Below are 14,179 nucleotides of genomic sequence, written 5' to 3' on the forward strand. Positions count from 1 at the left end.
TAAGTTAAATAAAGCGTTTTCCATAGATTCTTTTAGAAAAGATATTGCTAAAAGGCCTAAAAATTGATAGAATAAGGATTGTCTAAAAAAATTTAAGGAGAATCTATCAAATGGATTTTACATGGGCTATTAAATATGCCACAGAATTCTTGGGAACTGCTATTTTGATCATTCTTGGTAATGGTGCAGTTGCTAACGTTGAACTTAAAGGTACGAAAGGTCACCAAAGTGGCTGGCTCGTTATCGCGGTTGGTTATGGTATGGGGGTTATGATCCCAGCCTTGATGTTTGGTAATGTATCTGGTAACCACATCAACCCAGCTTTCACTCTTGGACTTGCTGTTAGTGGACTTTTCTCTTGGGAGCAAGTACCATATTACATCCTAGCACAAGTTTTGGGAGCAATCTTTGGTCAAGCTTTGGTTGTAGCGACTCACCGTCCTTACTACTTGAAGACAGAAAATCCAAACAATATCTTGGGTACCTTCTCAACGATTTCAAGCATCGACCACGGTACAAAAGAATCACGTTTTGCAGCTACTGTTAACGGTTTCCTCAATGAGTTTGTAGGTTCATTTGTTCTTTTCTTTGCAGCACTTGGTTTGACTAAAAACTTCTTTGGTGCTGAGGTTCTTCAATACATGAAACAAATGGCTACTCAAGCTGGACAAACTGTTGATTTAAGTGAATTGGCAGTGAAAGCTCAAGTAGCTCCACATACAGCTGCTGGGATCTCAGTTGCGCACTTGGCACTTGGTTTCCTAGTAATGGCCTTGGTAACTTCACTCGGTGGACCTACTGGACCTGGTTTGAACCCAGCTCGTGACTTTGGACCACGTCTTCTTCATGAACTCCTTCCAAAATCAGTTCTTGGTCAACACAAGGGTGATTCAAAATGGTGGTATGCATGGGTTCCGGTTGTAGCTCCAATTGCAGCGGGTATTGCAGCAGTAGCACTATTCAAATTACTTTACCTATAAAAAATAAAACTGGGGAATCCCAGTTTTTTTGTTATAAAATTTTTAAATAAAATAGATATGGCTTGTAAAATATTCGAAAATCCTTTAAAATAAAAGAGTTGGAGGAATATATGAATGTGAATGAGATTGTTCGGATCGTTCCGACTTTGAAAGTTAATAATCGAAAATTAAATGAAAGTTTTTACATTGAAACCCTGGGGATGAAACCTTTGCTGGAAGAGTCTGCCTTTCTTTCCTTAGGCGACCAGACAGCTACGGAGAGATTGATTTTAGAAGAGGCTCCAAGCATGCGAACACGCAGAGTTGAAGGGCTTAAGAAGCTAGCTAGACTCTTGATAAAGGTTGAGAATCCTTCTGAAATCGAGGCCCTCCTTTCTCAGATGAAGTCTCTTCCTCGCTTATTTAAAGGTAACCGTGGGTATGCTTTTGAGATTGTTTCTCCTGAAGAGGATGTGATCCTTGTTCATGCAGAAGATGATATAAGAGATTTGGTTCCACTGGAAACTGTTCCTGAATTTTATTCAAATACAAGTATAAAATACGTGAGCCAATTTGAGGTTTCTATGGAGTTGCGTTTGCCTGAAGGGACAGAGAGTTTACTTGATCCCGAAGGAGTAGCGCCAGTAATTACCTTTACTAAAGGACAAGGACCAGATTTGGCTGTTGAAAACAATGTCACTTGGGACCTGACGATGTTAAAATTTTTAGTCAAGAATTTTGATCTAACCAGTCTTCGTCAGAAATTTGAAAAGACAGGCTACTTTGTCCCTAAGTCTGAAAAATTCTTCCTTGGTAAAGATACCAATAACATTGAATTGTGGTTTGAAGAAGCATGAAGTGGGAAAAAATTCTAAGAAAAATAGAAAATCAAATTGAGGCAGGGATTTATCCCGGGGCCTCTTTTGCATATTATAAGGATGGTGAATGGAAAGAGTCTTATCTAGGATTGAGTGATCCAGAACGAGACTTGAAGACAGAAAGCGGTTTGGTTTATGATCTGGCTAGTGTGAGTAAGGTCGTGGGAGTGGGGACGGTTTTCACCTTCTTGTGGCAGCAGCGCAAATTAGATATTAATCGACCGGTGACGGATTGTTTACCGGAGTGTGATTATCCTGATATCACTATACGGCAGCTTCTGACCCATGCCACAGACTTGGACCCCTTTATTCCAAATCGGGACCTCTTGACTGCCCCTGAATTAAAAGAAGCCATGTTTCACCTCAATAGACGAAGTCAGCCTGCTTTCTTATACTCGGACGTTCACTTTTTACTCTTAGGATTTCTTTTGGAAAAAATCTTTAACCAAGACTTGGATCAGATTATAGAAGAACAAGTTTTGGAACCATGGGGAATGAAAGAGACCAAGTTCGGCCCAGTTGAGCAAGCTGTACCAACAGTGAGAGGAGTGGAGGCCGGAATCATTCACGATCCCAAAGCCCGTCTATTAGGGAAACACGCAGGAAGTGCTGGTTTATTTTCGACTGTTAAGGATTTGCAGATCTTTCTGGAACATTACTTGAAAGATGATTTTGCTGCAGAATTGAGTCGAAATTTTTCTCCCTTAGATGATAAGGAGCGGTCTCTAGCCTGGAATCTGGAAGGGGCTTGGCTCGACCATACGGGTTATACTGGTACCTTTATCATGTGGAATCGGGAGAAGCAGGAAGCGGCTATCTTTTTATCCAATCGAACGTATGAGAAGGATGAGCGTGCCCAGTGGATAGTCGATCGAAACCAAGTCATGGAAATGATTCGTCAAGAAGAGTAGGGGGAAGCATGTCAAAAATCGTAAAAGGAACTCTGTATACAGTAGTAGCAGGGATTGCTTGGGGCTTGTCTGGAACCAGTGGCCAATACCTGATGGCACACGGGATTTCCGCTCTAGTCTTGACCAATTTGCGACTTATCATTGCAGGCTTGGCACTGGTATTTTTATCCTACGTGACCGCAAAGGATAAACTCTATGCTTTTTTAAAAGACAGAAAAAGCCTTTTATCTCTGCTGTTGTTTGCCTTGTTTGGACTTTTCTTAAACCAGTTTGCCTATCTTTCTGCCATTCAGGAGACCAATGCTGGAACGGCAACGGTTCTCCAGTATGTATGTCCTGTTGGGATTTTGGTTTATACCTGTATGAAAGATAAGGTAGCTCCGACACTGGCTGAGATTTTTTCGATTGGATTGGCTATAGGAGGAACTTTTCTGATTGCAACGCACGGGAAAGTTGACCAGTTATCTGTCACATCCCTAGGTCTGTTCTGGGGCCTCTTTTCAGCCTTGACCTATGCCCTCTATATCATCCTTCCTATTGCTTTGATTAAGAAGTGGGGCAGTATTTTGGTGATTGGTGTCGGGATGGTTATTTCTGGTGTAGTGGCTCTTCCCTTTACAGGAGTCTTACAGGCTAGCATACCAACCAGCTTAGATTTTTTCTTTGCATTTACTGGGATTATCATTATTGGAACGGTTTTTGCCTATACAGCTTTCCTAAAGGGAGCTAGTCTGATAGGCCCTGTTAAGTCTAGTTTATTGGCTTCCATAGAGCCAATTTCTGCCGTTTTCTTTGCCTTTCTGATTATGAAGGAACAGTTTTATGCGATTGATTTTATCGGTATGGCTATGATTTTACTAGCCGTGACCATTATTTCATTGAAAGATTTACTGTTGGAAATAAAGAGTAAGTAATTAAAAAATCCACTCAATCGAGTGGATTTTTTGTGTATAGATGATTAGTCTTTATTTTCGTGTGGCAAAATCAAGTTCAAGATGATTCCTGTCATGGCTGATAGAGCAGTACCTGAAAGGGTTACTGGACCGAGTTTAAGGATTGCTCCACCAAGTCCAAGTACCAGCATAGCACTTGCAATGATGAGGTTACGCATTTGACTGAAGTCAACACGTTCCTTAATCAAAACTTTCAAACCATTGCTGGCGATAACTCCATAGAGAAGGATGGACATGCCACCAAGCACAGCATTTGGAATGGTTGAAATCAAGGCAGTGAATTTACCTAAGAAGCTAAGAGCAATGGCGATAAAGGCTGCGTTACGGATAACAGAGACAGAAGCGATACGAGTCATCCCGATAACTCCTGTATTTTCTCCGTAAGTCGTGTTAGCTGGTCCACCTAGGAAGGCTGATACAGATGTCGCGATACCGTCACCAAGAAGCGTACGGTGAAGTCCTGGTTCTTTCAGGAATTGACGGCCACAGATTTGGCTCAAAACTGTGTGGTCTCCGATGTGTTCTGAAATGGTTACAATAGCGATTGGCAAGATGGCGATTGTTTCAGGACCGAAGTACAAGTTGTACTCTTTAAAGGCACCACCAGTGCTAAATGGCAAGTAGAAACCAGGAATTTCAAACCAGTTGGCTTGAAGGACTGGGGTAAAGTCAACCAAACCAAGCATCATAGCGAAGATATAACCACCGATGATGGCAAAGAGGAAAGGAATGATACGAAGGAAACCTTTTCCTTTTGTATTGATAAAGGCGGCAATCAAGAATGTAACAACGGCTACAAGGGCGTTTTTCCAGTTTCCGTCTGCTACGAGTCCAGCATTCGTTACAGCAGAACCAGCAAGACCAAGACCGATAACGATAATCATAGGTCCGATAATGATTGGGGGCAAGAGTTTATCAATCCATTTCGTACCTGCAAAACGAACACTTGCTGCTACAAGGACATAGACCAAACCAGTCAAGATAACTCCAGTTTGAGCAGCAGAGACATCGCCTCCCATTTCTTTCATGGCTAGAGACATAGCTGTGATAAAGGCGAATGAAGAACCTAGATAAACTGGAACCTTAAAGCCAGTAGAAATCATGTAGATAAGTGTTCCAATACCGGATGCAAAGAGAGCAACCGATACGGGCATTCCCAAAATTAAGGGAACGAGAATGGTTGCGCCAAACATGGCAAATACGTGCTGGAAGCTTAGAAGAATACCTTTACCAGCAGAAGGACGTTGATCAACGTCTAGTAACAAGTCAACAGTTGATTCCTGTTTCATAAAAACCTCACTTTTGGGCACCAAAAAAGAGCCCATTATTTTGCAGCAATAGGCCCTCAGAGTAAGACTTTTTAAAAAATAGCTATCTTTTAAAAATTTATATAAATCTGCGCCTTCGTCACCTCACAGGATGACATTAAAAACCTTTGCTTAGGATAGTATAGCAGAAAAAATTCGTTTTGTAAACGAATTTTTCCCGAGCCCAGAAATGTGAGAGTGAGGTCCGTTTTGTAAGCGAATTTTTCCCGAGCCCAGAAATACGAGAGCGAGGTTTGATTTTGTAAATCATTTTTTCCCGAGCCCGGAAATGCGAGAGCGAGGTTCGTTTTGTAAACGAATTTTTCCCGATCCTAGAAATAATAAAGCGAGGCTGATTTTGTAAATTGTTTTCTGAACTTTAAACAAGGGTGCACTATTGTTTAAAGTGGGCGTTTGTTGGGCATGCCAGCCTTTCTTGGGTACTTGTTAGGTGTTTCCTTTTTCTTTTCGACGACAGTGATGTAGCGCGGATCTCCATTTGGCAGGGCATAGCTGAGGTTGTCCTCTACCTTACTAAAGAGGAGGTTAAGGGCATTCTTGGCTTCTAGCAATTCCTCAGGAGCATTGCTGGCCTTGAGTGCCAATAGTTTGCCGCCAACTTTAAGATAGGGAATGGTCAGCTCAGACAAAACCTGCATACGGGCAACCGCACGAGCCGTCACCATATCAAACTGGGCACGGAAGTTCTTGTCTTGGGCAAAGTCTTCTGCCCGTCCATGGTAGAAGTGAACACCATCCAAATCCAACTCCTGAGCCAAAAGCTGAAGGAAGTTAATGCGCTTATTGAGCGAATCAATGATGGTCACCTCCAACTGAGGATAGAGAATTTTCATGGGCAGACTAGGAAATCCTGCCCCCGCTCCGATATCAAGAAGTTTGATAGTTTCATTTGAAATCAAGCCTTGCAGAATAGGTGCAATCGAATCATAAAAATGTTTGAGATAAACTTCCTCTTTATCTGTAATAGCGGTCAGGTTAATCTTTTCATTCCACTCGACCAAGAGCTCAAAATACCGTTCAAATTGGTTCTTTTGCTGGTCCGAAAGTGGAAGATTTTGCTCAGCTAGTAGGCTGTAAAAAGTTTCTGGTTTCATAGTAGTTTCCTTCTCTAGTATCATCTTATTTTACCATATTCGTTAAAATTTTGATATACTGGTAGTAATCTAAAAGCAGAAAGGAAAAAGATTATGACTTGGATTATTCTTGGAGTTTTGGCTCTGATTGTTATTTTTGTGATTGTTAGCTATAACGGTTTGGTTAAAAATCGTATGCAGACCAAGGAGGCTTGGAGCCAGATCGATGTTCAGTTGAAGCGTCGTAATGATCTCCTCCCAAACTTGATTGAAACAGTCAAAGGCTATGCAAAATATGAAGGTTCTACCTTGGAAAAAGTAACAGAACTTCGTAGACAAGTAGCCACAGCAACTTCACCGGCAGAAGCTATGAAGGCCAGTGATGCCCTTACCCGCCAGATTTCTGGTATCTTTGCAGTAGCAGAGAATTACCCAGACTTGAAAGCTAGTGCTAACTTTATCAAATTGCAAGAAGAGTTGACCAATACAGAAAATAAAATTTCATACTCACGTCAACTCTACAACAGTGTTGTCAGCAACTACAATGTAAAACTTGAAAGCTTCCCAAGTAACATCATCGCAGGACTATTTGGCTTTAAAGCTGCAGACTTCCTTCAAACACCTGAAGAGGAAAAGGCGGTTCCTAAAGTTGACTTTAGCGGTTTAGGTGACTAAGATGTTGTTTGATCAAATTGCGAGCAATAAACGAAAAACGTGGATTTTGTTGCTGGTTTTCTTCCTACTCTTGGCCTTGGTTGGTTATGCGGTTGGCTATCTCTTTATGCGCTCAGGTCTTGGTGGCATGATTATTGCCTTGATTATTGGTCTTATCTACGCTCTGACCATGATCTTTCAATCGACAGAGATTGTCATGTCTATGAATGGGGCGCGTGAGGTTGATGAGCAAACAGCCCCAGACCTCTACCATGTAGTAGAAGATATGGCCATGGTCGCTCAGATTCCCATGCCACGTGTTTTCATCATTGAGGATTCTTCTTTAAATGCCTTTGCAACAGGTTCGAATCCGCAGAATGCAGCTGTCGCAGCCACTTCGGGCCTTCTGGCTATCATGAATCGCGAGGAACTGGAAGCTGTTATGGGGCATGAGGTCAGTCATATCCGAAACTACGATATCCGCATTTCGACCATTGCTGTTGCCCTTGCCAGTGCTATTACCCTTCTGTCTAGTATGGCAGGACGGATGATGTGGTGGGGTGGCGCTGGTCGCAGGCGGAGTGATAATGATCGTGATGGAAATGGTTTGGAGATTATCATGCTTGTTATCTCTCTCTTAGCCATTGTTCTAGCACCTCTCGCAGCAACCTTGGTGCAACTAGCCATTTCCCGTCAGAGGGAATTTTTGGCGGATGCATCTAGTGTGGAGCTGACTCGCAATCCTCAAGGGATGATCAATGCCTTGCGTAAGTTGGAGGATAGCGAGCCGATGCATCACCATGTTGACGATGCCAGCAGCGCTCTTTATATCAATGATCCGAAGAAAGGTGGCGGACTTCAAAAACTCTTTTATACCCACCCGCCTATCTCAGAACGAATCGAACGCTTGAAACAAATGTAAAAAAAATCCAGAGAGATTTCTCTGGATTTTTGCTATGTTCAAAAATTATAAATCTTGTAAATCAACGACTTCCAAACCATTTTCTGTCAAACGATAGATACTCGTACAGACCTCTTTTAAGAAGCGTCTGTCATGCGAAACAGTGATTAGACCGCCTGGATAGGAGGCAAAGAGTTTTCTGATTTCAGGTTGAGAAGTGGGAGAAAAATTACGTGTGGGCTCATCCAGAAGGAGAAAGTTTGGTTTGCGCAACACTAAATCCAAAAGTAGGAGTTTGCCTTGTTGACCACCAGATAGGGAGTGGATTTGGTGGTGCATCTCAGGATAGCTGAAATTGAGACTGGCTAAATGAGATTGGATTTTCTGTAGTTCCTCTTTTTGTCCGGTTTGGCTGAGATAGGCTACTGGAGATAAATCCAATTGCAGTTTTTTATGGTAATCTTGTGGCATAAAACCAAGCGAAATCTCTCTTTTGGCGCTGAGCAGTTGTTGCAACTTGGCTAACAGAGTTGATTTCCCAACACCATTTGGTCCGATGATACCGATTTTATCTTGGCCACGGACCGTTAGCCGTAACTCCTGAGCTAAAATACGCTCGCCAATGGACAAATTTTCTTTTTCCAGTTGGATTAAGACTTTAGAAGCCGCTAATGGCTGGATGTCTGAAAAGAAAAGTTGGATTTGTTCCTCTTCAAGTGGCTTTTGGGTCATGGACTGAGCTTCCTTTTCAAAGCGTTTTTCTTGAGAAAGAACAGTTTTCATCTTTTTAGCCAATAGGCGTCCAGCAACATCATTTTTAGTGTTACGCAAAGCAGTTTCTACATTTTGCTTGACGCGACGATGCTTTTCCATGGTTTTGTCATAGGCTCTCTGGTCGTTAGCAGCTTGCTGGCTTTGTCTTGCAAAATTTGCCTTTCTTTGTTCACTATAGCGATCATAGTCTAAATGCTCGACTAGCGTTTCCGCTTCTTTTCGGTGCTTGACTAGGCGCAAGTGGACAATAGTATCTGCCGTTTGAGAAAGAAAGTCTTCATCATGGGAAATGAAAATAACAGTTTGCCGAATCTTTTGAATCTGACCTTTTAGCCAATCAACCGTTTCAAGGTCTAGGTCATTTGAAGGTTCATCTAAAAATAGAATCTCAAAAGGTTTTGCTAACTCGTGGATGAGCTGAATTTTCAAAGCTTCGCCCCCTGATAGACTGCCAATCTCTTGGTCGCTAGCAAAACGGTCGCTATCAAAGTGCAACTCCTCCGCCAAACGATAAAGAATACTGTAGTCTAAATCAGCAGAATCTAAAAAGAAGTAGTCATGTAGAGTCCTATTTTTCAGGATTTCAGGGATTTTTTGAGGAATGCATGCCAGTGATTGAAGGTCAGACTGGATGTCGCCCTTGATAGTAAAATCAGATAATGCTTCCCCCATTAAAGCTCGTAGTAAAGTCGATTTACCATTTCCTTCTTCACCAATAATAGCAACCTTTTCTCCGTCTTGGATAGTCATGGTTAGGTCAGATACAAGATCTCGTAGATCTTTGTTTTGCGTGATAGTTAGATGATTGATTTTTATCATATTGTTGCCCTTTCTAGAATGTCGATAGTGCATAACAAAAAGCTCTACTTTATCTAGTAGAGCCCAAAGTCACTGTCAAAACTCTATTATCCTCGTTGAAAAAACTCGTCAAACTAGCTTGGAGCTGCCTAACCCAACCCAAGAGGAGCATAGCTTTCTAGTTTTTTGATTTTCAATGAGGACAAGATACTAGAAAATCTAGTATGAAAAGAGCACACAAAAAGAGACAAAAACAAGATCTACTAAATAAAGATTCTTTATTTGATAGACTTAGTTGTTCATGTCTCCCTTACCTCCGAGTATTAGTACCTCTATCCTATACCTTTCAGGAAATTTTGTCAATAGAAAACAAGTGATTTCAAGCTCTAAAAACCGAAAACAGGTCCATAGAGAGTCAATACGTGTTTGACATGTTCGTAGTGGAACTTGTCATAGTTGCGCCAAGCGGTGCGTGCTTGATCATTCAGTTTTAAGCTCCCTAGTCCAATCAGCAGACTAGTACGTTGGTAAAATTTCTCAAGGTCGATTAAGATACTGTTGTCTAGCTTTTCTGCTTTTTTTAGTTCCTTAAGAGTAGTGTTCAGCAGCTCTTGCAGTCGAAGATCATCGGCTGTTCCCTGTTTGCAACTTTGGTAGCTTTTATTTAACTCGGAAAGGAGTTGGTAAGCTTCAGTGATGAGTGCTTTGTCTTCCATGTGAGCATCCTCCTTGCTCTGATGTATTCTTGCCTATAGTATAGCACTAATAGGAAGGTTTGTCATAGTAAATATGTTAAAAAATGAGATTTTAATCTCAAAGTTTGGGAGGCTGACTTATAGCCTTTTCATGGTATAATCAAGTGAGTACATCTTTATGGAGGAAATATGAAGTTAAACATTCAAGAAATTCGTAAGCAACCTGAAGGCCTGCATTTTGAACAAGCTTTAGACCTGGCAGCAGAATTGTGTAAACGAAATCAAGAGATTTTAGATGTCAAAGATATCCTTGCAGTGGGGAAGGTGCAGTACGAAGACCGTCTGTATTTCTTAGACTATCAGTTGTCATATACCATTGTCCTTGCTTCCAGCCGCAGTATGGAGCCAGTTGAGTTGGCTGAGTCTTATCCAGTCACAGAGGTCTTCATGGAAGGAGCGACCAACCAACTGGACCAGGAGGTTCTTGATGATGACTTGGTCTTGCCTATCGAAAATGGGGAAATCGACCTTGCTGAGAGCGTAGCAGATAATATCTTGCTCAATATCCCAATCAAGGTCTTGACGGCAGAAGAAGAGGCTGGCCAAGGGTTTGTGTCTGGAAATGACTGGCAAATCATGACTGAGGACGAATACCAAGCTCAACAAGCAGTCAAGAAAGAAGAAAACAGTCCATTTGCTGGCTTGCAAGGACTGTTTGATGGAGACGAGTAGATGGTTTTATCCAGGAAACGTGCCCGTCATGTCATTGAGGAAATTATTGCCCTTTTTCCAGATGCCAAACCAAGTCTAGATTTTCGCAATCATTTTGAACTCTTGGTTGCGGTGATGTTGTCAGCTCAGACGACAGATGCAGCGGTAAATAAGGCCACGCCAGGTCTCTTTGCTGCTTTTCCAACACCACAAGCCATGTCTGTCGCGACTGAAAGTGAAATTGCTTCACACATTTCTCGTCTGGGACTGTATCGAAATAAGGCTAAATTCCTTAAAAAATGTGCTCAACAATTACTAGATGATTTTGACGGGCAAGTACCTCAGACTCGAGAGGAATTAGAAAGCCTAGCAGGTGTTGGTCGCAAGACCGCCAACGTGGTCATGAGTGTGGGATTTGGCATTCCGGCCTTTGCGGTGGACACCCATGTTGAGCGTATCTGCAAGCATCATGATATTGTCAAGAAATCGGCTACACCCCTCGAAGTAGAAAAACGTGTCATGGACATTCTGCCACCAGAAGAGTGGTTAGCAGCCCACCAGGCCATGATTTACTTTGGACGAGCTATCTGCCATCCCAAAAATCCAGAATGTGACCACTATCCCCAACTGTATGATTTTAGTAATGTTTAAGGGGACTCTGAAAAAGTTTTTGCTTGATTTTAAGGGTGCTTTGTGCTATAGTAAATGGTAACTAAATAGTCCTTTAAACCTGTCCCGTGAGGCAGGCAAGGAGCGCGATAAAGTAGAAGGGTGAAGTCTATACTGTTTATAGTAGGGCTCGCTTGGCTATACATTTCAAGTCTCCTTGTGGAAGGAGACTTTTCTTTTTGGAGGTTTGTCATGAAGACAAAAGAAGTTGTAGACGAATTGACTGTCAAACGAGCGATTACGCGAATTACTTATGAGATTATCGAGCGCAATAAGGATTTGAATAAAATTATCCTAGCTGGGATAAAAACGCGTGGTGTTTTCATCGCTCATCGTATCAAAGAACGCTTGGAGCAGTTGGAAAACATCACTGTTCCTGTTGTGGAATTGGACACCAAACCTTTCCGTGATGATGTTAAAAGCGGAGAAGATACTTCTTTGATTTCTGTTGATGTGACAGACCGTGAAGTTATCTTGGTGGATGATGTACTCTATACAGGCCGTACCATCCGCGCCGCTATTGATAACATTGTCGGCCATGGTCGTCCTGCGCGCGTGAGTCTTGCGGTGCTAGTTGACCGTGGACATAGAGAATTGCCTATCCGACCAGATTACGTTGGGAAAAATATCCCAACCAGTCGTTCTGAAGAAATCATCGTAGAGATGACAGAACTTGATGGCCAAGACAGAGTTCTGATTACTGAAGAAGCTTAGAAAGCTGAAGGAGTAGCCATGTCAGAAAATCAACAAGCATTGAACCATGTGGTTTCCATGGAAGACCTTACAGTTGATCAAGTGATGAAATTGATCAAACGAGGGATTGAGTTTAAAAACGGAGCCCAACTCCCCTACGAGAACAAACCTATCGTATCGAATCTCTTCTTTGAAGATTCTACACGGACACATAAGTCCTTTGAAGTGGCAGAGATTAAGCTGGGGCTGGAACGACTGGACTTTGATGTGAAGACTAGTTCGGTCAATAAGGGTGAGACATTGTATGATACCATCTTGACTCTATCTGCTCTAGGAGTGGATGTCTGTGTGATTCGCCACCCAGAGGTCGACTATTACAGAGAGTTGATTGCGAGTCCATCAATTACGACTTCCATCATCAATGGTGGAGATGGTTCGGGACAACATCCTAGTCAGAGCTTGCTTGATTTGATGACTATTTATGAGGAATTTGGCCACTTTGAGGGTCTCAAGGTTGCTATTGCAGGTGACTTGGACCACTCACGCGTTGCCAAATCTAACATGCAGATTTTGAAACGCTTGGGAGCTGAACTGTTCTTTGCAGGGCCTGAGGAATGGAGAAGTCAAGAGTTTGCGGACTATGGACAGTTTGTAACTATTGATGAGATTGTTGATCAGGTGGATGTTTTGATGTTACTCCGAGTTCAACATGAACGCCATGATAGTGGAGCCGTTTTTTCAAAAGAGGACTACCATGCTCAACACGGTTTGAACCAAGAACGCTATAATCGCTTAAAAGAAGAAGCCATTATTATGCATCCTGCTCCAGTGAATCGAGATGTGGAAATTGCTGACCACTTGGTTGAAGCGCCAAAATCACGCATTGTCCAACAAATGACCAACGGTGTCTTTGTTCGAATGGCAATCTTAGAATCCGTATTGGCGAGTAGAAACGCCAACTAAAACACAAGACGTTAAAAGACGCCAGTGAGCGTCCACGAGAGGTGAAAATATGACAAAAAGACTTCTAGTATTAGAAGATGGCACAGTTTTTGAAGGCAAGGCCTTCGGAGCAGATATTGATGTAACAGGTGAAATCGTCTTTAATACAGGGATGACCGGCTACCAAGAATCCATTACAGACCAGTCTTATAATGGACAAATCTTGACCTTTACTTATCCTTTGGTGGGAAATTATGGAATCAACCGTGATGATTACGAATCCATTATTCCAACTTGTAAGGGAGTTGTCGTTTTTGAAGAGGCGCGTCGAGCTAGTAACTGGCGCAACCAAATGACCTTGGATGAATTTTTGAAAGCTAAGAAAATTCCAGGTATTTCAGGGATTGATACGCGTGCACTTACCAAGATTATCCGTAAGCATGGTACCATGCGTGCAACCTTGACCCACGTTGGGGACAGCATGGACCATGTGACGGATCAGCTCCAAGCAACAGTCTTGCCGACAGACAATATCAAACAAGTTTCTACTAAAACTTCCTATCCAGCTCCAGGAGTTGGTTTGAGTGTGGTCTTAGTAGACTTTGGTCTCAAGCACTCAATCCTACGTGAACTTTCTAAGCGCAACTGTAATGTTACGGTTGTTCCGTATTCAACAACGGCAGAAGAAATTCTCCACCTCAATCCTGATGGAGTTATGTTATCAAATGGTCCAGGTAACCCAGAAGATGTTCCAGAAGCACTGGACATGATTCGTGGTATTCAAGGGAAAATTCCAATCTTCGGAATTTGTATGGGACACCAACTTTTTGCCATGGCAAACGGAGCTAAGACCTACAAGATGAAGTTTGGTCACCGTGGATTTAACCACGCGGTACGTGAGATTGCTACAGGACGCGTAGACTTTACCAGCCAAAACCACGGTTATGCAGTCAGTCGTGAGGACTTGCCAGAGCATTTGATCATTACCCACGAAGAAATCAATGACAAATCAGTTGAAGGAGTTCGTCACAGATACCAACCAGGTTTTTCTGTTCAATTCCACCCAGATGCAGCTCCTGGTCCACACGATGCAAGCTACCTATTTGATGAATTTATCGAGATGATGGAAGCTTTTAAACAAGCAAACTAAGAACGAGTAAAAGCTCGTTAGAGAATTTATGTAACTGAACACGGACGGAAAGCTCGGAATTTAGAGAAACCAACTTGGATTGTCAATTCT

General features: G+C 42.3%; 15 protein-coding genes. 11 read left to right on the plus strand and 4 right to left on the minus strand.

Annotation, left to right across the window (positions count from 1 at the left end; translation table 11 throughout):
* Positions 1–110 precede the first annotated feature (110 nt).
* The 4 genes from gla to Q4443_RS03280 all read left to right on the plus strand — a co-directional run bounded on the left by gla (position 111) and on the right by Q4443_RS03280 (position 3,662).
* A complete protein-coding gene (gene gla / locus Q4443_RS03265) occupies positions 111–980 on the plus strand; it encodes an aquaglyceroporin Gla (protein ID WP_000348117.1) in 870 nt (289 codons plus the stop codon).
* A gap of 110 nt (positions 981–1,090) precedes the next feature.
* Complete coding sequence (locus Q4443_RS03270; RefSeq protein WP_049479072.1) at positions 1,091–1,816, plus strand: CppA N-terminal domain-containing protein; 726 nt, start codon at positions 1,091–1,093, stop codon at positions 1,814–1,816.
* Positions 1,813–2,748 carry a serine hydrolase domain-containing protein gene (locus tag Q4443_RS03275; RefSeq protein WP_049479071.1) on the plus strand — a complete coding sequence of 312 codons (936 nt, stop codon included), beginning with the start codon at positions 1,813–1,815 and terminating at the stop codon, positions 2,746–2,748. The genes Q4443_RS03270 and Q4443_RS03275 overlap by 4 nt, the downstream gene beginning before the upstream one ends.
* Before the next feature lie 8 nt (positions 2,749–2,756).
* Entirely contained in the window at positions 2,757–3,662 is a 906-nt protein-coding gene (locus Q4443_RS03280; RefSeq protein WP_049479070.1) for a DMT family transporter, read from the plus strand.
* Positions 3,663–3,706: 44 nt separating this feature from the next.
* On the opposite strand, the gene Q4443_RS03285 is transcribed toward Q4443_RS03280, so the two are convergent.
* Positions 3,707–4,990 carry a uracil-xanthine permease family protein gene (locus tag Q4443_RS03285; RefSeq protein ID WP_000808282.1) on the minus strand — a complete coding sequence of 428 codons (1,284 nt, stop codon included), beginning with the start codon at positions 4,988–4,990 and terminating at the stop codon, positions 3,707–3,709.
* 419 nt (positions 4,991–5,409) lie between these two features.
* Positions 5,410–6,123, minus strand: coding sequence for a 16S rRNA (guanine(527)-N(7))-methyltransferase RsmG (rsmG, locus tag Q4443_RS03290; RefSeq protein ID WP_049479069.1), 714 nt, complete (start codon positions 6,121–6,123; stop codon positions 5,410–5,412).
* A gap of 93 nt (positions 6,124–6,216) precedes the next feature.
* On the opposite strand from rsmG, the gene Q4443_RS03295 reads away from it, so the two are divergent.
* Together Q4443_RS03295 and htpX are read left to right on the plus strand one after the other, a co-directional pair.
* Positions 6,217–6,777, plus strand: coding sequence for a LemA family protein (locus Q4443_RS03295; protein ID WP_049479068.1), 561 nt, complete (start codon positions 6,217–6,219; stop codon positions 6,775–6,777).
* Between the two features lies 1 nt (position 6,778).
* On the plus strand, positions 6,779–7,678 hold the full coding sequence (gene htpX / locus Q4443_RS03300; RefSeq protein ID WP_049518981.1) for a zinc metalloprotease HtpX: 900 nt from the start codon (positions 6,779–6,781) through the stop codon (positions 7,676–7,678).
* A gap of 45 nt (positions 7,679–7,723) precedes the next feature.
* On the opposite strand, the gene Q4443_RS03305 is transcribed toward htpX, so the two are convergent.
* Together Q4443_RS03305 and Q4443_RS03310 are read right to left on the minus strand one after the other, a co-directional pair.
* Positions 7,724–9,283, minus strand: a complete 1,560-nt coding sequence (locus Q4443_RS03305) for an ATP-binding cassette domain-containing protein (RefSeq protein WP_049518982.1) — start codon at positions 9,281–9,283, stop codon at positions 7,724–7,726.
* A 332-nt stretch (positions 9,284–9,615) separates the two neighbouring features.
* On the minus strand, positions 9,616–9,945 hold the full coding sequence (locus tag Q4443_RS03310; RefSeq protein WP_042902425.1) for a hypothetical protein: 330 nt from the start codon (positions 9,943–9,945) through the stop codon (positions 9,616–9,618).
* Between the two features lie 168 nt (positions 9,946–10,113).
* On the opposite strand from Q4443_RS03310, the gene Q4443_RS03315 reads away from it, so the two are divergent.
* From Q4443_RS03315 to Q4443_RS03335, 5 genes are all read left to right on the plus strand, one after another.
* Entirely contained in the window at positions 10,114–10,656 is a 543-nt protein-coding gene (locus tag Q4443_RS03315; protein WP_000773195.1) for a DUF177 domain-containing protein, read from the plus strand.
* Positions 10,657–11,286 (plus strand): endonuclease III, encoded by a 630-nt coding sequence (gene nth / locus Q4443_RS03320; protein ID WP_049518983.1) that lies wholly within the window; start codon positions 10,657–10,659, stop codon positions 11,284–11,286.
* A gap of 210 nt (positions 11,287–11,496) precedes the next feature.
* A complete protein-coding gene (pyrR, locus tag Q4443_RS03325) occupies positions 11,497–12,018 on the plus strand; it encodes a bifunctional pyr operon transcriptional regulator/uracil phosphoribosyltransferase PyrR (protein WP_000850018.1) in 522 nt (173 codons plus the stop codon).
* A gap of 18 nt (positions 12,019–12,036) precedes the next feature.
* Positions 12,037–12,960: an aspartate carbamoyltransferase catalytic subunit gene (locus tag Q4443_RS03330; RefSeq protein WP_049518984.1), complete on the plus strand. Its 924-nt coding sequence runs from the start codon at positions 12,037–12,039 to the stop codon at positions 12,958–12,960.
* Between the two features lie 49 nt (positions 12,961–13,009).
* The gene (locus Q4443_RS03335; protein WP_000166842.1) at positions 13,010–14,089 is read left to right on the plus strand and encodes a carbamoyl phosphate synthase small subunit; all 1,080 of its coding nucleotides are present in this window, start codon (positions 13,010–13,012) and stop codon (positions 14,087–14,089) included.
* Positions 14,090–14,179 lie beyond the last annotated feature (90 nt).

The sequence above is a fragment of the Streptococcus sp. GP0011 genome, from assembly GCF_030546305.1.
Lineage (GTDB): Bacteria > Bacillota > Bacilli > Lactobacillales > Streptococcaceae > Streptococcus.

Coding starts and splice junctions, on each gene's coding strand:
- gla (WP_000348117.1), top strand. CDS start 111: ATGGATTTTACATGGGCTATTAAATATGCCACAGAATTCTTGGGAACT.
- Q4443_RS03270 (WP_049479072.1), top strand. CDS start 1,091: ATGAATGTGAATGAGATTGTTCGGATCGTTCCGACTTTGAAAGTTAAT.
- Q4443_RS03275 (WP_049479071.1), top strand. CDS start 1,813: ATGAAGTGGGAAAAAATTCTAAGAAAAATAGAAAATCAAATTGAGGCA.
- Q4443_RS03280 (WP_049479070.1), top strand. CDS start 2,757: ATGTCAAAAATCGTAAAAGGAACTCTGTATACAGTAGTAGCAGGGATT.
- Q4443_RS03285 (WP_000808282.1), bottom strand. CDS start 4,990: ATGAAACAGGAATCAACTGTTGACTTGTTACTAGACGTTGATCAACGT.
- rsmG (WP_049479069.1), bottom strand. CDS start 6,123: ATGAAACCAGAAACTTTTTACAGCCTACTAGCTGAGCAAAATCTTCCA.
- Q4443_RS03295 (WP_049479068.1), top strand. CDS start 6,217: ATGACTTGGATTATTCTTGGAGTTTTGGCTCTGATTGTTATTTTTGTG.
- htpX (WP_049518981.1), top strand. CDS start 6,779: ATGTTGTTTGATCAAATTGCGAGCAATAAACGAAAAACGTGGATTTTG.
- Q4443_RS03305 (WP_049518982.1), bottom strand. CDS start 9,283: ATGCACTATCGACATTCTAGAAAGGGCAACAATATGATAAAAATCAAT.
- Q4443_RS03310 (WP_042902425.1), bottom strand. CDS start 9,945: ATGGAAGACAAAGCACTCATCACTGAAGCTTACCAACTCCTTTCCGAG.
- Q4443_RS03315 (WP_000773195.1), top strand. CDS start 10,114: ATGAAGTTAAACATTCAAGAAATTCGTAAGCAACCTGAAGGCCTGCAT.
- nth (WP_049518983.1), top strand. CDS start 10,657: ATGGTTTTATCCAGGAAACGTGCCCGTCATGTCATTGAGGAAATTATT.
- pyrR (WP_000850018.1), top strand. CDS start 11,497: ATGAAGACAAAAGAAGTTGTAGACGAATTGACTGTCAAACGAGCGATT.
- Q4443_RS03330 (WP_049518984.1), top strand. CDS start 12,037: ATGTCAGAAAATCAACAAGCATTGAACCATGTGGTTTCCATGGAAGAC.
- Q4443_RS03335 (WP_000166842.1), top strand. CDS start 13,010: ATGACAAAAAGACTTCTAGTATTAGAAGATGGCACAGTTTTTGAAGGC.